Annotated in this window: 19 protein-coding genes; 17 read left to right on the top strand and 2 right to left on the bottom strand. The window is 43.1% G+C overall.

Annotated elements, in window-relative coordinates:
- Window positions 1-358 precede the first annotated feature (358 nt).
- Together AACR11_RS15220 and AACR11_RS15215 are read left to right on the top strand one after the other, a co-directional pair.
- A complete protein-coding gene (locus AACR11_RS15220) occupies window positions 359-1,291 on the top strand; it encodes a ParA family protein (RefSeq protein ID WP_053409734.1) in 933 nt (310 codons plus the stop codon).
- Window positions 1,292-1,293: 2 nt separating this feature from the next.
- Window positions 1,294-2,547 carry a ParB/RepB/Spo0J family partition protein gene (locus tag AACR11_RS15215; RefSeq protein ID WP_053409735.1) on the top strand — a complete coding sequence of 418 codons (1,254 nt, stop codon included), beginning with the start codon at window positions 1,294-1,296 and terminating at the stop codon, window positions 2,545-2,547.
- 112 nt (window positions 2,548-2,659) lie between these two features.
- On the opposite strand, the gene AACR11_RS15210 is transcribed toward AACR11_RS15215, so the two are convergent.
- Window positions 2,660-3,046 (bottom strand): hypothetical protein, encoded by a 387-nt coding sequence (locus AACR11_RS15210; protein ID WP_053409736.1) that lies wholly within the window; start codon window positions 3,044-3,046, stop codon window positions 2,660-2,662.
- A 12-nt stretch (window positions 3,047-3,058) separates the two neighbouring features.
- Window positions 3,059-4,141, bottom strand: coding sequence for a PRTRC system protein D (locus AACR11_RS15205; RefSeq protein ID WP_053409737.1), 1,083 nt, complete (start codon window positions 4,139-4,141; stop codon window positions 3,059-3,061).
- 1,067 nt (window positions 4,142-5,208) lie between these two features.
- Here AACR11_RS15205 and mobI point away from each other — a divergent pair.
- The 15 genes from mobI to AACR11_RS15130 all read left to right on the top strand — a co-directional run bounded on the left by mobI (window position 5,209) and on the right by AACR11_RS15130 (window position 19,642).
- Complete coding sequence (gene mobI / locus AACR11_RS15200) at window positions 5,209-5,703, top strand: conjugative transfer protein MobI(A/C) (protein ID WP_053409738.1); 495 nt, start codon at window positions 5,209-5,211, stop codon at window positions 5,701-5,703.
- Complete coding sequence (locus tag AACR11_RS15195; protein ID WP_053409739.1) at window positions 5,703-6,410, top strand: hypothetical protein; 708 nt, start codon at window positions 5,703-5,705, stop codon at window positions 6,408-6,410. The genes mobI and AACR11_RS15195 overlap by 1 nt, the downstream gene beginning before the upstream one ends.
- A gap of 15 nt (window positions 6,411-6,425) precedes the next feature.
- The gene (gene mobH / locus AACR11_RS15190) at window positions 6,426-9,239 is read left to right on the top strand and encodes a MobH family relaxase (protein WP_053409740.1); all 2,814 of its coding nucleotides are present in this window, start codon (window positions 6,426-6,428) and stop codon (window positions 9,237-9,239) included.
- 9 nt (window positions 9,240-9,248) lie between these two features.
- Window positions 9,249-11,120, top strand: coding sequence for a conjugative transfer system coupling protein TraD (traD, locus tag AACR11_RS15185; protein ID WP_072161358.1), 1,872 nt, complete (start codon window positions 9,249-9,251; stop codon window positions 11,118-11,120).
- 9 nt (window positions 11,121-11,129) lie between these two features.
- Window positions 11,130-11,768: a DUF4400 domain-containing protein gene (locus AACR11_RS15180; protein ID WP_053409742.1), complete on the top strand. Its 639-nt coding sequence runs from the start codon at window positions 11,130-11,132 to the stop codon at window positions 11,766-11,768.
- 49 nt (window positions 11,769-11,817) lie between these two features.
- Window positions 11,818-12,813, top strand: a complete 996-nt coding sequence (locus tag AACR11_RS15175) for a S49 family peptidase (RefSeq protein WP_053409743.1) — start codon at window positions 11,818-11,820, stop codon at window positions 12,811-12,813.
- A 125-nt stretch (window positions 12,814-12,938) separates the two neighbouring features.
- Window positions 12,939-13,328 carry a hypothetical protein gene (locus AACR11_RS15170; RefSeq protein ID WP_017190581.1) on the top strand — a complete coding sequence of 130 codons (390 nt, stop codon included), beginning with the start codon at window positions 12,939-12,941 and terminating at the stop codon, window positions 13,326-13,328.
- 68 nt (window positions 13,329-13,396) lie between these two features.
- Entirely contained in the window at window positions 13,397-13,711 is a 315-nt protein-coding gene (gene traL, locus AACR11_RS15165; protein ID WP_053409744.1) for a type IV conjugative transfer system protein TraL, read from the top strand.
- A gap of 11 nt (window positions 13,712-13,722) precedes the next feature.
- Window positions 13,723-14,373, top strand: coding sequence for a TraE/TraK family type IV conjugative transfer system protein (locus AACR11_RS15160; RefSeq protein ID WP_053409745.1), 651 nt, complete (start codon window positions 13,723-13,725; stop codon window positions 14,371-14,373).
- Between the two features lie 8 nt (window positions 14,374-14,381).
- Window positions 14,382-15,623 (top strand): type-F conjugative transfer system secretin TraK, encoded by a 1,242-nt coding sequence (locus tag AACR11_RS15155; RefSeq protein WP_053409746.1) that lies wholly within the window; start codon window positions 14,382-14,384, stop codon window positions 15,621-15,623.
- 13 nt (window positions 15,624-15,636) lie between these two features.
- Window positions 15,637-16,983, top strand: coding sequence for a TraB/VirB10 family protein (locus tag AACR11_RS15150; RefSeq protein WP_079324414.1), 1,347 nt, complete (start codon window positions 15,637-15,639; stop codon window positions 16,981-16,983).
- A 33-nt stretch (window positions 16,984-17,016) separates the two neighbouring features.
- Complete coding sequence (locus AACR11_RS15145; protein ID WP_053409748.1) at window positions 17,017-17,412, top strand: hypothetical protein; 396 nt, start codon at window positions 17,017-17,019, stop codon at window positions 17,410-17,412.
- A gap of 123 nt (window positions 17,413-17,535) precedes the next feature.
- Window positions 17,536-17,985 carry a hypothetical protein gene (locus AACR11_RS15140; RefSeq protein WP_053409749.1) on the top strand — a complete coding sequence of 150 codons (450 nt, stop codon included), beginning with the start codon at window positions 17,536-17,538 and terminating at the stop codon, window positions 17,983-17,985.
- 186 nt (window positions 17,986-18,171) lie between these two features.
- Window positions 18,172-19,035 carry a hypothetical protein gene (locus AACR11_RS15135; RefSeq protein WP_053409750.1) on the top strand — a complete coding sequence of 288 codons (864 nt, stop codon included), beginning with the start codon at window positions 18,172-18,174 and terminating at the stop codon, window positions 19,033-19,035.
- On the top strand, window positions 19,013-19,642 hold the full coding sequence (locus AACR11_RS15130) for a TraV family lipoprotein (protein WP_053409751.1): 630 nt from the start codon (window positions 19,013-19,015) through the stop codon (window positions 19,640-19,642). The genes AACR11_RS15135 and AACR11_RS15130 overlap by 23 nt, the downstream gene beginning before the upstream one ends.
- Window positions 19,643-19,647: the final 5 nt, after the last annotated feature.

Genomic DNA, 19,647 nt, shown 5'->3' with positions numbered 1-19,647 from the left:
ATTTTTAAAAAATTAACTCTGAGCACTACTGCCATGCTCGCTTTAGAGCGAAATGTCTCCCACGTGGGAGACTTTAGCAAAAAAGACCTTTTTATCTAAATCTATCAATAGGTTAGTTGCTATTTTAATTTTTAAAAAATTAACGATCTATAGTTACAAGGCTTGCTCAAATTATAAACAACAACAATCAGGTAAAGTAAATATAAACGGCAAATCGAACCGAAAAATGTACTACTTTTCAGTCAGGATATAAAAAACATGATGTTGCTGGGGTATTATGGCATAGATTTATTGATAAGGCCTAACTGGTGGCGTAATATCACTAAAAGCTTAGATTATTCAAGAGGAACTGGTGTTTATGGCTAAATCTAGAAAGCCCATTTCGCTTATTTGCTACAACCATAAGGGTGGTGTGGGTAAGACTTTTATTGCGAGTTGGTTAGCATACTTATTTGCAACCGGCGGAGTAGATAAGAAAGGTAAGAAGTATCGCGTTGTCTTAGTTGACCTTGATAGCCAACAAAACTCCAGTAAAACATTCTTAGAGATGCAATATAGAAGTGGGTTGCCATATCTATTACCGCCACTACATCCAGACTACGTAGATGGCGACCCAGATAACGGCACGTGGAATGGTTACTCAACGAGTTCAGACATACTCTTCGATCGTCAATTTGTATACTACCCAGTTAAAGATGTACCTAACTTGAAAGTTCTTCCATCTGAGGGGCGTGTAGATAGGCTGAATGACGTTTTCTCTGATAGAGATGCATACATTCCACTGATCTCTGAATTGACAGAAACATACCTTGAAGTAGAAGGTGACTTGGATGAAGTTGATATTATTATCTTTGATTCACCACCAAGTAAGACAGCGATTACTGAAGGCTTTATGACAAAGTGTTCACACGTGATCATTCCGACACAGCTGGAATATGATTCTGTAGAGGCTGTACCGAATCTACTTGAAACAATTCGAATCAACAATGAATCCACTGACGAACCAATAAACGTTGTTGGTGTTATTCCGAACCTCGTTCGTTCTAGTAGTTTGACTAATAGTGAGTTAGAACAATTCACAAACCTCATTGAGAATGTGAGTCGATACGAACCGGTACTAAATACTAGTAATCTTGTACCGGATGACTTCTTTTTAGTGAATCGAGTAATTTTCAAACCTAGACGTAAGCCAGATAACTTAGAAGAAGTTTTCTCATTAAAGAAAGATGTTAAAGCTACGGAAGAAATGACTAAGTTATACAAATTTGTAAGTGAAAGAATTGGTGTTTAATTATGGCCGAAAGTAAAAACAAAGTTACTGTAAGAGGACGTAATCGACGTTCATCTGGCCTCGATAAAATGGAGCAAGCTCGTTCTAAAGTACGTGAGCAACAGGAACAGCAAGACAATGGAAATCAAGAGTCTCAACAACCTTGGGAACCAGCAATCAATACAGGTGCTAAAGATTGTATCCGTGATGATTTAGCTATCGCTTCTGTCAGTCCTGACCCTCAGAATGCTCGTGACTTTCCTGTTATCAGGCCAACAGCTGAGGCTATGTTTCTGGCTCAGGAAGAAAATGTCGGTAAGCCTTATGTGATTATTGATAAAGGAACCATAGTTAATAAGACCCCTAAAAACCATCCGTTATACAAACACATTCAAACTCAGATTGATGAAATAGTTCTACTAGCTGAACAGATCCGTGAGGGTGGTGGAATTTACCAGCCAATAGAGGTGTACCGTGTCGGAGGTACTGATTACAGAATTGTGTTTGGACATAGACGTTTTTATTCAGTTGTATATCTAACTGGATGGGATGGTGTATGGCCGTTCCAGGTACACAGACAGAAACCAAAATCTCCTAAGTTAAGACAGTTTGCTGAGAATAACTCTAGAAGTGATTTAGCCCTCCATGAAAAAATATATGCTTTTAAAATGGCATATGATGAAATCAAAGATGACGAATCCAAAGAACTGACTGCTGTCGAAACCATGAAGTTGATGGGTTTGAAAAATGCGTCCTTCTACCGGTATCTGCTGCTAAACAAATTCCCGTTCATCTATGATGCCGTTCGTGATGGCATTGACTTTATGACCATCCGGGAACTTGAAGAAGCTCTCAAATTACCAGATGGAACGGAAGATGAAGAACTAGCTGTTAAGATGAACCTAGCAGAGATGTTCTTAAATAACTCCATGTCAGTTCCTGAATATTTGAAAGCAGTTAATGAAGACGAAGAGCTGGAGTCACCAAATGATTCTGATTTGGGCTTAGATGGCAATGACCAAAACAACGAGAATGACGATTCCCAAGCTGGTAAAGAACCACAAAATGAGATTCGAAGAGGTCGTAAAGCCAAATATTATGTCCCGCCAAGAATCAAGAATACCAATGTAGTTAAAACGCTTCTCACAAGCGACATAACTAAAATGGAGATTGAAGGTATCAACTGGGAAGAGGTTAACTGGGAGGATAGGGCACAAGTAAACCAATGTCTCGATGCCACGATAAAAGCTCTTGAAGAGATGAAACAAGAAGATTAGGAATTATAAAGGTCACCAAGTGACCTTTTTTTTATATTAGAATGTAAAGAAAATACTAATGAAAAAACAAAAAACCACCCTACTGGCCAGTAGAGTGGTTTTGGATATTTGATTAGTCTAGCCCTAGCAAATCATCGCCAAAATCAAGATCACTTTCATCTAGGGAGACAGTATTCGAATCTGCTGGCTTGGTAACATTCGAACTTGATTGACTGTCAGCAGATGTGCCACTACTCGTTACTGTTTCCGATGTAGGTGCGCTACTTGGAATATCTTGAGCAACTACGTGATGAACTGGTGATGCTACTGCAGGCAATCCTCCTAGCTGTCCATTCTTTACCATTAAGCCGAGTCTCATTAGGTAACGAATTTCTTCCGCTCGGCCCTTTTCATTGATTCGTGAAAGATGGTCAAAAAGGTCAGGGTGGATGTCTTGAAGTACACGTAGATTACATCTTACAAACTCTACGTCGTTTTGAAGCTGTTGAGGCTTACTCATAACATGCTCCTATTACTTCTTGAAAAGACCTTTTCTCACCATTGCATTCATTCGTTGCATGCCACCTTCTTGGAAACCAATTACGTTTGCACGCAAGCTATCTTGAAGAATTTGAATATCATGGTTTGGAAATGCTTTCTGTAAAGCTGGTTTGTAAAGCGCAGCCGGGCCACCTACGATAATGATGCGGTCCAAATCTTGAGCGTCACCAACCTTGTTTACTACAGTTGAGATTGCTTCTTCCGCAACTGAATTGATAGCATCTGTGAAATCAAATTGCGGTGTTTTATCGCATCCTTGATGAACTGGGAAATCCATAGTACGACCAAACAATTTTAATTTACCAGTTACAAACGCTTGATCTAATAGCTCAACATTGATGTCGTTGATACGTGTAAATGACGGATGCTCTTTGAACACCTCTAATGCAGCATCTGCTACGGTTGCCAATACACGTGACATGCCAGCTTCATAATCGCCAGAACGGTTTTCATTGGCAATTAGACCACGAGTAACAAGCCAGTCGACAGTTAGGTATCCTGGGTCAACTACAAGCAGGTTCTCATTCTTCATTTCATTAAAGCGACCTTGACCACCTTCACGCGCATAAGCTAATAAACCACCTAGTGGCTGTGCAATAACCCAAGCTGACTTAATAGTAATCTCACGGCCATCGCCAAGATCATGCTTTCCTTCTACCATTTGTTTTAGTTCTTCACGGCGAGGCATAACCGAAACTGGTAGGCCACAAACAAGCAAATCTACTTGTTCATCAGGAATCATTTTTAGAGCGCCAAGTAATAATGCTTTGTATCGCTCAGAATCAATATATCCCTCAGTGTTTAACACGCGAGAAGATCGCGGGTCAGAAGAAGCGTGAACATCTTCACCGACTTCATACTTATTTTTACCTACTGGTACCACAACGGTTTTACGTGAACTAAGGATGTCACTGCCTAAATTCTGCTTACTGTACTTAACAGGTACTGGTACGGATGGGTAAGTACGAATAACAAAGCCTTCTTTTGTTACTCCAGTCACTGTAGATGACGTGCCGTAGCCAATTTCAACAGATCTAACGATTGGATCAGTCATATTTTACTCCAGTAAATGGTTTCAACCATCATTCAAAAATTGGGTGGTGTCCTCTGCGACCTTATAGCAGTCGCGTGGGACTTCTGAAATATAAACGCTACATATTGAAATTGCAATAAAATCATTAAAGTGTTCGTTGTGACTTCCATGAAGTTACACAAGACTTCTTGAGTAGAATCCAAAGTATTTCCAAATACAAGCAAGTGTCCTACATGACTTCTAAGAGGTCACATGGAACACCCGTCACCATTGAGATTTTTGACTGATTAAAAAGAATTGGGCTAGAAGCGAGTAAAAAACGAGCAAATCAAGCGTTTTACTATGGTTAGTAGTGCTGACGCTGATGTTAGGTAAGCCAATATCAGAAAATATCGACGTAATTGATACCTATGAGCGTCCCATTTAGAACTTAGCCATAGAAAAACGAACCCAAATGACCAATTAAAGTGGTGTAAATAAGGCTAGATAATCACCACGGTTGCAAGAAAACTCCTTCAAAATCTCCAGTCATAAATTCTTCAATATTTTGATTAAAGTCGGCGCCGAACTGAATGGTTGCATTTGTTCATAACTTGCCGATTTGCATAAAAGTCGGCACCGAACTCGGTGCGGGTATTCAATAAAACAAAATTTGTTGAAATTGAGATAGTCGGTGGTTTTAAAATCGGTCTGGACTAACTCGGCACCGAACTAGAGTGTTGAGTTAAACCTAACTTATGCAGGAAACCAGCAATGTCGGCACCGAACTAGTGCCGGATATTAGTCGTTAATTTTCAGTGCCTGGATTTGTCAAAAAACAACGAAGTTTAATGAGCATTAAACCCGGCACCGAACTGCAAAAGAGACGTATCTCTAACATTGCCGAAATCCAACTAACTCGGCACCGAACTATTGCAGGGCTTGCTTGCACTTTCCTCTTCGTTTTTTACGAATTCATCAAGGAAATGCAAACCCGGCACCGAACTGAACGTGGAGGCCATTCCTTCACCCGTTGCCGGAATATTCAAACACGGCACCGAGCAAATAGGTGTAGAGATTGAAAAATAAAAAGAGGTTTGAGGGGGCGTATGCCAAGACAGTCAATCGAAACTGCTAGGGCAGAAATTAGAACCACCTTAGAAAAGCTCATTGAAGAGGCAACCACGGTTGTTGATGGCTATTGGATTGAATTCAGAATGATGAATATGAAACTCCAAGAGCGTGAGCGGAAAGAAGGGGCTCCAGAAGGTTATCTTCGAGGGAATTATGGTCCTCGCATTACCGTTCGAACGGGTAAGACATATATCGAGTGGGTTTTTTACGGGCCTGGTCGTTATGGGGGAAGAAAGAAATCGTGGGGTGAGCGAGTAGCTCCTAGAAAGGGTCCGGTATATCAAATGTCCCAGTTCGCTAAAAAGGCACAACCTTGGGAACTTGAGATGATTGAAGAAGCTGAAAACAAACTTCGCCCTTTACGTTATGCAATTGAACATGTGCATGGAGCTCAGGCTTATCTAAGTCGTCTCCTTTCAAAAATGGATAAAACCGAAACAGAAACACTGAACTCTGAGGAACAAGAATAATGGCAGAACAAAATTCACAACAAAATGGAACGGAACAAAGCAATCGTCCATCTGCGCGCAGACCACAACAAAGACGCAATGAGTTTGTACAAACACGCAAGTCAGTTCCTTACACTTTGCAAGTGCAATCAAATGCAATGCTGGATTATATGTCACGTAATGGTGGAGCAGCAGCTGGCGCATTCCAACGAGTAGCAGGCCTTATCCAGTTCACAGCGAATGACACAGTTGTACGTGAGCGATTGGATACGTGGTTTGAAAGTGTAATCGCCAATGCATCTGAGCGTGCTAACGCATTATCTGTACAGCAGGAAAAATATAGCGAAGGTATTGTGACTAATGTGCCTCGTCCAAAGGTTCCTGAAAACTACAAGTACGTCGTTGAGATCACTCACCCAATTTTTTGGAAACTGATTGGTCTGGTAGAGATGATTGATAACGTTATGGGGGAGATAGAGTTCCTATGGTTATCTGGCCAATTGGAAGACGTTCACCTGCAGAACGCTCAAGGCCAAGCCATCAATACTATTCGTACAATGGTCAATCGTATCTACTACGTTACCAATGCATCACGTAATCGTAAGGGTGGTTTATACAATCCTGATGCATACAACGAGCTAATGCAGGCTCTAATCAAAAACGAAGAAGCTCCAGAGCACCAAGAGAATGAAACTGGTGAGCAGGAAGCCGCTGCAACAGCAGCGTAGTGATTGGAGTCCTTCATGCTTAGCCGCTTAAGAGGTGCGGTACACAAAATGTTATCAGGAGCTGCCGAAAGGGTGGCTCCTGATACTGGTAGTGTAGTTATGCCTGCACCAGAACTGTCTATTGAAGATCTGATTCGATACCCGCCAGAAACAAAAGGTATTCCAGTTATCTCATTGGAAAAAATACTTGCTTCTCAAACAGAGATATTACGATTGATGCATCGTGATTCTGGCTTGCCTGACCCAGAAGAGGATAAGGGGAATTCAAAAGGTGACAAAAAGAAGAAAGAGTATCAGCTTAACTTCGATACACTTTTTCGTCAGGTTGTTACCAACTACATTCGATATGTCCATTTACTTCCTGCATCTGAAAACCACCATCATAGTGATGTTGGTGGTTTGGCTCGTCACAGTTTAGAGGTTGCACTCAACAGTTTGCGCCGTTCACAGCAACAAGTGTTGCCAGCAATTGGTCATTTAGATGAAGAGCAAGCTAGAAAACCACGTTGGCAATACGCAGCGTGGATTTGTGGGTTGCTACACGATGCAGGGAAAATTCTATACGACATGCGCGTATATGATGTTGATACCGGTGAAGACTGGAACCCATACCTTTCTGACCTAATTTCTTGGGCTCACGAAAACAAAGTATCTCGATACCGTGTTACGTGGAAGCCAGAGCATCGCCATAAAAAACACGAAAACCTAAGTGTCCAAGTTTTGGAATGGATTCTCACTCCAGAAGCCAAGTTCTTTCTAATGGACAATTCTGATGAACTTCCTATAGCAATCAACCATGCTCTTGCACATTACGGTGGAAGTGATGGCTATCTGCAGACGTGCATCCGTGAAGCTGACAGCGCTAGTACTGAAAAAGACATTCGAACTCAGTGGCATGAAATGATTGGTAAGCGTCGCTACCCATTGGAAAGCGCAATTGTTAAAGCAATGCGCCGGCTTCGTGATAGTTGGGATGTAAATAAACCCAAAGGTCATATATGGATTATTGGTGAGGAAGTTTATCTAGCGTGGCCTAAGTCAATTCAACTGATTGTGCAGCAACTACAAGAAGACAAGGTAGATGTTCCTGTAAACCCAACGCGAATTCTGGAGATTTTGGAAGAGCGTAATTTGGTTAATCGGATGGATGAAAGCGTTACATACAGCATGTTTACACCAGAAATGGAAGATGTGACTGGAGCAGAGCGTGTCATTCAACTTGCTTGGCCGGGGCTGCTATACGAAACCATGCCCGTTCCTAGATCGGTACCTGGAGTCTTGCGTCTAAATAACGATGGCAAGTCACTTGAGTATAGAAAAGATGGTTCTGTTGTTGAGATCGATCCAGAGCATGATGCTGATGAAAAAAACACTGGAGCATCGGAATCACAGTCTAGCCGTGAAGCGACAAAGCAGCGTAAGAATCTGAAAAATACTACTAAGGCAGAATCTGAAACAAATGTTGGGTCAGTGGATTCCAATGCCTCAAATAAAGCCGAAGAAAGTAAACCTAAGAAGCCACGCAAGAAACCGGCGGCTAAAAAAACAGTCGATAAAAAAGATAGTTCTACTCAGGCATCAACTCCACCTAAAGCAACTGATAGTAACAAAGGTTTAGTGTTTGCCAATCAGGGGGCTCCAGCACAACAAGATAAACCAAACAAACAGAAGCCAATCGAAGAAACGCAAAAGCAGGTGTCTACTCATAAAACTGTTGATACCGGCAATGACGCAAATATGGAAGTGCCAGCGTTCTTGATGGCCGATGAATACGACGGTGAATTCCAGTCGCAGGCTGGTGGTGATATGGATGTGCCAGCATATCTGCTTGAGGAACAGGAAGTAGTGCATAAACCTTCAACGGAGAATGCAACACAGCTTTCACATAATCCTGAGATGGAGACTGCTGCAAATAAAGAACCTACTGAATCTGTAAGTCAAGAAGCCTCACAAATCAAATCTAGAAAACCACAAGCACAAAAAACTGACGGTGTTGTGCCTATGGGAACTCTTCTTAAGCGGAAAGAAGCATTTAAGAAAGAACGACCACAAGCTGCACAGCCGAAAGGTTGGTTGGGGCAGAAAAAACACGGTCGTTCTCAAGCTGATTCGTTCCTAATTGATTTGGCAAATGCAATGGCAAATGGCGATTTGACTGTTGAAGCAGGTAAGGGAATCTTCCTGACCGATGGCCAGTTGCACATCGATACACAAATGATGACAAAAGTGCTCGATGTTGAGGCTGGTCCAATTTCATCGATCTTGAAGAATGAGCGTTTACTCGATTACGACAAGCTGAAACCAAACCTACTTGTTCAGCGAAAAACATTTGGTCGCCATAAGGCAATGGTTTTTTCTCTCATTAAACCAGTTAGCCAGCAAATTTGTTCAGAGCTCGGGATAACTATCACGAACATTGACTATTCCGCTGAGGAACAAAGCCAAACCGTCAAAGTAACTAATCCAAAAAGTGATGCCTTAAGTCCAAAAGAACCTAAAGGTAACAACAACGCTAAACAGCCTGTTCCAACCCCTGAAATAACAGGAGGTCAAGCCGTTGGAGAGGAAGACGAAATCACCATGCTTATGACGTACCTAAATGCGAAATCAGAAGCTGGATGTGAATTCATGCAGAAAACAAAAGATGGCCGTCATTGGGGGATTTACGCCCAAGGCGCTATCAAATCATTTATTCAAGATGTACGCCCTGGGGCAAGTCGAAATGGGTTATCTAAGGAACTGACTTTGATGGCAGATGGAGTGACTGACTTAGAAACCGATTCAGGGCGTAAGAAGCATCTCTTGATTAGAAAAGAACTAATTGGGTAGTGAGGTTCAATGATAGATAGAGGTAAACAATTCTGGATGGAAAACATGTTCCGTCCAGTATTCGAACTTAAACAGGCGCAGATATGGTTTTTTGGTGGCTTTATAACTCTGTTTACAGGGGGGCTAGCCTTAGACACTTCTGTACCTATTCATGTAATCCTCTTTGGGTACATGATGATTCAATCTGGAATTCGCGTTAAACAAGGCCTGCCCTTGTTAAAGCGCCAGTTCAAGTTGTTTGTTAATTATTTTTACGTAATCAGTGCACTGGAGTTTCGAGAGAAAAATCTCAAGAAGAAGGATACCGCGTTTCTTGGTCGTGGCTTTCCTTGGGGGCCAGAACATGCCCAGCGTGCTTATCAAGTTATGTCTATGTCTACGGACTATCTAGAGATAAAGCTGCCGTTGGTGCTTCGTCCATTCAGTAAGAAGTACGAAAAAACAACACGTAAGCTAGGTGGTCGTCCTTGGATACATGGTCTTGGTGAGGAAAAGGAAGTTACAGCTGATGAAAGCGTATTCCATGCTCACTCAGTAATTTTTGGAAATCCGGGTACCGGAAAAACAACGCTGTTAAACATGTTATCAAGTGGTGCGCTTCATCGTGGGAACGTAATAATCATTATTGACCCAAAAAACGATGCGGATTGGCGAAAAACAATTCAGCGTGAATGTAAAGCTCTTGGTATGGAAGATAAGTTCTATTTCTTCCACCCTTCGCACCCAAGTAAGAGCTGTAGGATTGACCCGTTAACTTCGTATGTTCGTACCACTGAACTCGCGTCTCGCTTGTCTTCGTTGCTTCCGGGCGAAGCGGAATCTGACCCATATGTTCAATTCGCATGGAAATGTATTTATCAGGTTATTGAAGCTCAGTTATACGTTGGCGAGAAACCGCAACTTACGAATATTGCCTATTACCTAATGAGCGGCAAGTTCCAACTAGCCAAACGATGCCTTGATAAATTGTTCTGCGAAGTATTGGGGCCTGATTGGGTTACCACTATGGGTAAAGACATCGAGAAAATGGGACAGGGCAGCTTGATCGCTGGAATGTGTTTTTACTACACGCAAAATCTACAAGCTGATCATCCAAACCCTGCGGTCAACGGTATTGTTGAGATGGTGTCACACCCTCAAGAACACATGACGAAAATGTTAGGTTCGACAGCACCATTGTTTGCTCAGCTGACATCTAAACCACTTGATGAATTGTTATCTCCAACTCTACGTATGGATGAAACCGATGATGAACGACCTATCGTTGACACGGATAAACTCGTTCGAACTGGTGGTGTTTTGTATGTTGCGCTGGATAGCTTGTCTGACTCAATGGTAGCAAGTGCAATTGGTAAGTTAATTCTTGCTGATGTTTGTGCGGCAAGTGCACGTCGATACAACTATGAAGAAGGTAAAGGACGTCGCGTTAGCTTGTTCGTAGATGAAGCCCACGCATGTATAAATGACCCACTAATCAATATGTTAGCTGTCGCTAGGGGCGCGCAATTTGAGTTGTATGTGAGTAGCCAAACTTTGCCCGATTATATTGCTAAAACCAATGAGGCACAGGCTCGTCGTATCCTTGGTCTAGCCTCAAACCTGTTCTGTCTACGTGTGAACGACAACATCACACAAGAATATGCGACAGAGAACTTTGGTGAAGCCAGCATCCGTGAAGTTGGGTTCTCTTTGAACTCTGGTACATCGACTACAGGTGCACTAGGTGAATTCTCTGGTGGGTTGAAGGAGCAGCTCAGTCAATCCCGCGAGAAGGTTTTCCCTGCAACTTTGCTAGGTGACTTACCAAACCTCCAATACATCGCACGTTTATCTGATGGCCGTAAGGTGAAGGGGCGTATTCCGTTCCTCAAGGCTGCGTAAGGACTAAATATGTTTAGCGATAAAGATACCAATAAGCAGAAAAACTTCTTTGCCAGAATGGTGGGAGCTGTTGCCATGATCTCACTTGCGTATGTGTTGATTATGATGACACCAGAGGGTTACCGACAAACCTTACAGGCTGAAATTAACGCCTTTAAAGGTGTTGTTGGCCCTGCAGATTCAGCTCATGTATTACAGAATGCAGCTGACATGTATAGCTACGCATTTTTAGAAACCGGTGTTGTTTCTTCTATGGAAGAGTCAGTACAGATTACGGGGGTTGGTGGTGAGGAATTCTGGCGCACACCAATGATTCGAATTGTTGAAAACTTAAAGCTGATGTTCTACCAGACGGTTTTCAGAATGGCGGTGTTTTTCCACTGGTTAATACTTGGTGCTCCATTCATCTTCGCTTTGGCGTCGGATGGTTACTACAAACGAAAAACAAAGCAGTACGAGTTCGGTATTGCCAGTGCGAACTTATTTCGTATCTGGGTTAAAGCCGGGATGTTTGCCTTTTTCATTATCGATGTTTACTTCATTTTCCCCGCGGCAGGCGTGTTCGGAGTTCTACTGCCGCCGATTATGTTTGTAATCCTCGGTTTCTCACTCAGATATGCACTTAGCAACGTAAGTAAGGTCTTCTGATTTTATAAGCCCTCTCAATGGGGGCTGTTCATACACGGAGTTTTAAAAGATGTTCCCCTTTAGAAAGAGAAAGAAAGTACAAGAGCCAAGAAACTTTAAGGAAGCAATCATTCAAGAGTCTGCTCGCCATCTAAAAGTTAAAAAGTGGACGGACGGCGTTAAGGCTGGCGCTATCGCAATCATGATGATGGTTAGTGTTGGGTACACTCTTAGCGATACGGCAAGTGAAAAGATTGGGCCTCACATTGCTGTCATTTCGCTAACAGGGCCAATTGAAACAGGGAACCGTGAAACTGATGGTTGGAAAGTAAGCCAAGTTATCACTGACGCTATTGAAGACGATAATGTAAAGGCCATACTAATTGAGGCTAATTCACCTGGTGGTTCTCCAAGTGACGCGGAGATGATTTATAAAACAATCATGAAGTACCGTTTCTCAGAAGAAAACACAAAACCAATCTACACGACAGTTAGAACTTCATGTGCAAGTGCCTGCTATTACATTGCGGCAGCAACAGACGAAATCTACGCAATGGATTCATCGCTGGTGGGGTCTATCGGTGTACGTATGGATGGTTGGGGCTTCCAAGATGTAATTAAGAAAGTTGGAGTTGAACGTCGAGTATTCCATGCAGGCACACATAAGGCATTAATGGACCCGTTTAAACCAGTATCCAAAGAGGAAAGGGCGTTCATACAAGACTCTATCTTAACCAAACTCCATACACAGTTCATAAATGCAGTAAAGAAAGGCCGAGGCGACAGGTTGGTTGATAAGCCTGAGATTTTTTCTGGGCTTATCTGGACAGGTGAAGAAGCTGTTGAACTGGGTCTAATCGATGGTGTAAAGACCCCGATGGAGATAGAAGCGTACTTGGAAAAACAACTTGGTGTTGATAAATACATATATCATGGACGACAGAAGTTTAAGTTAACAAATCTGTTTTCAATGGATGCGAGTACATTGGTTGATATGATTTCAGAGTCAATCTACCACGAGTTCAAATCTGACGTTAAAAGCAATTCCCTAACCCCTACATATTAATTAAATACCTCTAAAAAGCCCTACATAATCGCTGTGTGGGGCTTTTTTTATTGGCATTCTACCCTCTGTCATAAAGACACGATCAATCAACCATTCTTACGTGATTAATATAGAGAGTTAAGAAAATGCAAAATACTGCAGTAATGGACAAAAACATGCTTGGCGCGGGCTTCGACAGCAAGAAAGTAATGATGTTTCTCGTTGCGCTTGTTGGTGTAGTGGCATTTGCCCTAGCGTTCAACGCCTTAGCCGCAACCGGTACCCTTGAAGGTGAATTTGCTGACATGTGGGACGAAGTGAAAGGTCTAGCTGGTGGTGCTCCGGGCAAAATTCTAATGATGCTTATGGTAATGGGTGTCGTGTTCTTCTCAACTGTTAAGCCAAACCTGGTTGGTTTCGCTGGCTGTGTTGTGTCAGTTCTTGTACTAGCTAACGCTGGCAAGATCATCGATTCATCATTGACTTCAACAATTTTTGACGCTCCAGCTGCATTACTACCACTTATTGGTGGCTAACCAACCCTTGATTGAGGCGCTGATCATTTCAGCGTCTTAATTTTTCCAATTTTGATGAATGAGAATGTATGGAAGATTCACAACAGCAAGCGCTTAGAAGTGACCAGCATTACCTCCCAATGCGAGTCAATGAACCAATGATGGTTATCTTTTGGGACGTAGACGAAGTAAGGCCAATCATCCTTTCTTTTGCTTTAGGTGTGCCGTTTGATGCTATCAACTACGTGCTACCTGTTGGGCTTTTGTACTTCTACGTGGCTAGAAGAATTAAAGCCAAATACGCCAAAGGAATTCTAAACCACATTGCATGGTGGCACGGAATTCTACCAATGAAAACCACGCGTTCAATGCCTGACCCGCTCATTAGAGAACTTTTCAGATAGGAGCACCATAAGTGTTTAAAAATTCCAATGCGCTGCGCTCATGGAGCTCAAGCGTAGCCTTATCTCGATTTCTAGTACAAAGCAACTTGGCTTTGGCCATTGCAGTAGTGGCATTGGCTTACGCCGCTTTAAGCAAAGATGAAACTGTCATCGTAGTGCCGCCAACGTTTACAGAAGAAATCACAATGGCAGGCAATAAGGCAAGCGAATCCTACAAAACAGGGTGGGGCTTATTTGCTGCGAACATGGCAGGCAACATCTCCGATCGTAACGCTTCATTCGTTGTCGATACGTTGAGAAAAATGTTCCTAGCACGTGACGCTGATGACTATGAACGCCAACTTCTATCTCAGGTAGAAGCCCTCAAGGTTCGTGGTGTAAGGGAAAACTTCACACCATTAGATCTAATTTACAACTCGCAAGTAGATACCGTTTGGGTTTACGGCGACAAGAAAACCACTTCAACACGCTCTGGCGCAACAACTACTCAAAAGTGGACATACGAAATCAAAATCGCCGCTCGTAATGGTCAGCCTAAGATTACCTATTTTTCACAATATGCAGGCGCACCAAATACACGTAAGCGCGTAGTTGAACTTAAACAGCAGCAAGTTGAAGAGAAGAAAGCTGCGGAAGAAGAAAATAAACAGGCCGAGGAATAGAAAACCAAATGAAGTATAACTCTATGAATAAATCAGCCTTGGCAATGTTGCTTACTGTTGCCTTTTCATCATCTGCATTTGCTGCAGAGAAAGATGTAGCAGCTGACATACCTGTTACACCAATGAACGCAAGCCGAGTGCCCGTTGACATCTCTGTTTCAAATGGAAACGTCGCCAATGCTGTAGACCAAGCGATTATGGATGCTGTTGCTAAAAGTATGCCTGCAAAATCTGTTGCGGAATACAAGGCTTCACAGCAAGCGCAGCAACCGGTAACCGTAGACTCTTATGGTATGCCAGTGGTTCAAGGTACGAAGGTTAAAACCGTAGATACTGCGCCAGTTTATACGCAGCAAGGGCAGCCACCAGCTATTGCGGCAACTCCAGTTCCGTCTGCAGCGCCACAGGTTAAAGGTTCTTCTGACCCAATCACTGACTCAGTACGTTCAAAATACAAACCACATCAAGAAGTAACTATAGAGCCTGGTCACGGTGAGTTATTACCCGTTGCTGCAGGGCTTCAAAACCGAATCGCAACGCCTTTTGTTGATGCTGTTGTTAAAACCGCTGATATGGAAGTGCCAATTCAAACAGATGGCGGTTTTGTTTACATCACGCCTTTAAGTCAGGCTCCGATCGGTCTAATGGTCGGTGAGCGCGGTATGCCAGAAACGATGGTAAGCCTAACTCTTATGCCTTTGGACGTTCCACCAGTAATGGTAGACGTCAAAGTGAAAATGGATGCAAAAACTAAAGCAAAGCACTCTGAATACATCGCCAAACTGAAATCCGATAAAGAGAAAAACGATTTCCTTACAGAAGCGCGTAAAGGTCCAACTGTTAAGAACGACCCTCGAGTGAATACTGAACATGAAGACCGTGCCACCAGCGTTCTGTCAGAAGTTGCGGGCGGTAACATTCCAAATGGCTTCGACATTACTACCGATATTCCAGCTGAGGAACGCTACCCATGTGACATCGTGCGTTTGGGGATGTACCACGAAGTGGGGCAGCGCATGATTAGTGGCCGAGAAATTATCGATGTCGTTCTGGTTAAAAATGACATCAATGGATTCCGCGAAGTGCGAGAAGAATACTGCTTGGCTGATGATGTAATTGCTGTTGGTGTGTTTGACCGTGCAACGCTGGCTCCGGGTGAAACCACAGAGTTATACATTTTGCGTGACAAACTTTACAACGAAAAACTTAAGCGCGTTCGTACTCGACCTCGTTTAACAAGTTCTTACTAAGGGGGAAATCAAAATGGATATGACCTCTTTGAAAGGCAAAGCTAATCAGCAATGGCAGAACCCTAAAGTACGTTACGGCGTAGTGGGGGCGGTACTGCTAGGTATTATTTGCTCTATTGCATTTAGTACTGACGACATCGATACAGGTGGTACTCGCAAAGACAATAATGGTGCTGTAGTTGTTCCTGAAAAATCTCGTCGTGTAGAGGCTAACTTCTTTACACAAGATGGCGCTGACGATATTGACCAAGGTCGAATGGATGAAATCTACGGCTTAATGGAAGACCAATTGGCAGAGCGTGAGAAAGCTATCGACGAACGCGAAGAAGAAATGCGCCAAATGGAAGGTCGCGTAATGAAAGAGCTTGAGTCACTACGCTTTAACCAGAACGACCTTAAGCGTGAGTTGGAAGTGCAGAAAACCGCTTCTGAGGAAGTTCAGAAACAAGTTAGTAATCAGAACTCTCCAATTTTTACGCCACCAGCACAACAGCCGGTTACCCAGACGCAACAGCCTGTAACCACGACAAACCCAATGGCAAATGCTGTACAGAAAGTTATGCCAAAGGTTATTGACCACAAGCGTATTGGTATCCGTACCATCGATAGCACTGGTGACCGATTCCAAGATGCGACGGGTGAGATTAAAGAACTACGAGTAACCGAAGAGGTTGAGGAAGAGGTTGTTAAGGAAGACACTGACAAAGATAAGACCAAGGATAAGGCAGAAATCTTCTTGCCGGCTGGTTCAATTATCAGTGGTGTACTTGTAACAGGTATGGACGTACCTACAGGTAACTCGACTAAGCGTGACCCATTCCCTGCAATTCTTCGAATTAAAGAGGAAGCTCTGCTACCAAACAACTTTACCGCTGATATTAGAGAGTGTGTGATTGTTGCTTCTGGTATTGGTGACATCGCAAGTCGTCGTGCTTACTTACGAGCAGAAGCGATTTCATGTGTAACGGATGCAGGGAAAGCAGTTGAAGCGAATCTAAATGCATTTGCAGTAGGTGGTGATGGTCGTAACGGTATTCCGGGACGTCTAGTTTCTAAGAATGGTGAAGCGGCTATGAAATCGGCGTGGGCAGGTTTCTTGAGCGGCATGGCTAACTTAGCGGGTCAATCTACTTACAGTATTGGCGATAACGAAACAGGTATCTTTGGTCCAATGCAAAACCCAGAAATCATGAAATCAATGGCTGGTACCGCGGCGTTACAAGGTGCTGGTGATGCGATGGAACGATTAGCTGACTACTACATTGAACTTGCAGAAGAGATGAAACCTTATATCGAGGTTAACCCTGGTATCTCTATCGACTTTATTATCCAACGCGGTTCCAAACTACCCCTAGAGTAATCTAGGGGCCACAACCCTATTAAGAGAATGTATATGAACGTTACGAAAAAGAGTCTTTTTGGAATCCTGACAGTTTGGACAATCGTGCTTTGTGTCGCTTTTGGCTTAGTGCTTAAGTTCTTTGTGTTAACAGGTAATACAGAGTCACGACTCGACAAGGTTGATCATGAAATCAAGGTGCTTGCCCAACAGACAGCTGTATCTCCAAAGATTGTTGTACTTGATTTGGCTAAGGTAGCCAACGAGTGGAAAGGACGTAACGATAACCTGGCAATTAAGGCAGTAGAAACAACTATCAAGTTTTATAACGAGAAGGGTTACCTAGTGCTTGATAGTGCAAGTGTTGTTGGTGATATTGGCAAGTATTCAGGCATGGTACCAACACCTGAGAAAATGAGTCAGATGATTCGACAGGCAGAAGGCAAATAGTCTGAGTAAAGGAAATACAGGTTGTTTTGCAAAACTGCCTGTATTGAATGCGCAAGAAAAACTTGCAGAAGGATTTGTTTTTGTTTAACTAGGCGTATAAGTAATGCAGAGGTAATAACGGTTATGAAACTACGCTTAGGAAAAGCTCTACTATTGGCACTGACAGTAATGGGTACACATGTATCTCATGCTGCTGTCACAGCACAACAAGTAGTAACTAGCGCTAGCTACCAACTGACAGAATACGACACGTCAAAAACTGGTCGTCAGCGCGCAATCGAAAAAGTTAAAAAATCAGCATTAAGTAAAGCTGAATTTGAATACCTGACAGTCACAAAAATGGACTTATCTTCTGGTATTACAGAAACAAAGAGCGCTTCGACAGGCCGTGTGACAGATATGCACATACTAAGTGAAAGCTTGGCGCCATGCGATAACAAGCACTCTGCACGTTGTTATAACATCGAGGCAGAAGTCACGGTAACAACCGCTCGTATAGCACCATCACAGAGAGCAATCGACTCACGAGTTAACGCGGTAGAAATGGCGAAAGCTATGGAAGAATTGTTCTAATCTAATTCCAATACACCTCCCAATTTAGCCCTGGCCATGTTCAGGGCATTTTTTTATTCAGAAAACATTTTCTAACGCTACTTGTTGATAGCGACGAATAACTCCCTCTAATTCGAACCACATAATCGCCACAACCGAAACCCCGGATGCTTACTATCTACGGATTATTTTAGGTGGAAGGTAATTATGAGACTACGGGGAGTATCAAAAGCATTGGTTGGTACTTTAGCAGCGCTAACGTTCAGTAATGCAATGGCTGACCCTTTGCTCGACCAAGCGGAACGATTAGCCCAGCAAGAAGCAGCTAAAGGTAAGTTGAGTGCTAAAGCATTGGTGGGTGGCATGAGCGATCTGGATGTTAAGACTGCACTCCAGAACTTCAACAAACTCCATTGGACTCAAATCCTTCCGGTTAACGACCTAATTATGGTTGAGAACGATAAGGGCGAAAAGTTACTGATGGATTCGAAGGCTCGTATAGCTATACGCGGCAACGTTGAAGTTTATGACATGTGGAATAAGCGTCCAATCAACACACAGGCCGATGCAAAAGCTGCATGGATGGTAACACTAGAAAGATTTGGTGTTCGTTCAGGTGACTTAGCTAGTTTCCGTTATGGATTGAAGAAAGACAAACCTGACGTAACTGTGCTTGTAGACCCAAGTGGTGACTTCAACCTAAAGCTTTTCGACCAAATGAAAGCTATGGCAGACAAGTACTCCTTTGAGATTGTACTTGCTCCGCTGCTTGGTGGTGAATCTATTAATGAATCCCTAAAACTCTGGTGCGCCAAAGACCGTCAGAAATCACTTGATGAACTGATGGCTCAAAAGAGTGCTACTGGAGAGATATTCCCTACTTGTAATAAAGACCCCTTAATCAAAGCCCTTGGTGTTGCAGGTGTTCTGCAAATCAAAGGTCTTCCATTTTTTATCAGAGCTGATGGACTTCAACTGCAGGGAGCCCCTGACAGTCTTTCTGAATTCATGAGCCGAAACGTAGACAACATTGGAGAGGTAATCGTAAATGATGTTAAAGCATCTAAGTAAGGCTCTGATTCTTGCTGGTATCACGCTAATGAGCACAGGCTGTTCTAGCATGTTCGAGATAGGTGAAGACCCAACCGAGTGTCCGAAGGCACAAAGTGGCGGTATCACCTGTACGAGTGCGCGTGAAATCTGGAAGTTAACGGATAACAAGAAGGATTTGGAAGAGGCTCGAAAACGCAGTAACGGTGAACTTCAAGACAAAGATGATTCAGATGATGATGAAGAGAAAGAAGTTAAGCCAATGCCGTATCCTGGTGGTACGCCAGCTGAGCGTCAAGCCATTTACCGTGATTACGAATCAAATCGTTCAAAGTTGGCAGCTCCAGAACCTATTGCAGTGCGTCAACCAGCAAAAGTGTTGCGTGTTCTGATGAATTCATGGGAAGACGATGCAGGTCGTTTACATATCCCTGGTTATACCTACGTTGAAATCGAGAAGCGACGTTGGGTAGTTGGCCGTGGTGCGAGTTCAGCGCCAGCGCGTATTACGCCTTTAAGTATTCGCAAGATTTCCCAAGAGGAAGAACGCCGCAATAACCCAGTAGCAGATAACGGCATGGGTATCATTCAACCTGTCCCTGTTCCGCAACCACGACCAGTTAAGTAAGGGGT

The organism is Vibrio sp. L85 (assembly GCF_963871815.1).
Lineage (GTDB): Bacteria > Pseudomonadota > Gammaproteobacteria > Enterobacterales > Vibrionaceae > Vibrio > Vibrio harveyi.
Note: the sequence above shows the minus strand (reverse complement) of the source record. Positions and strands in the feature narration are given on the sequence as shown.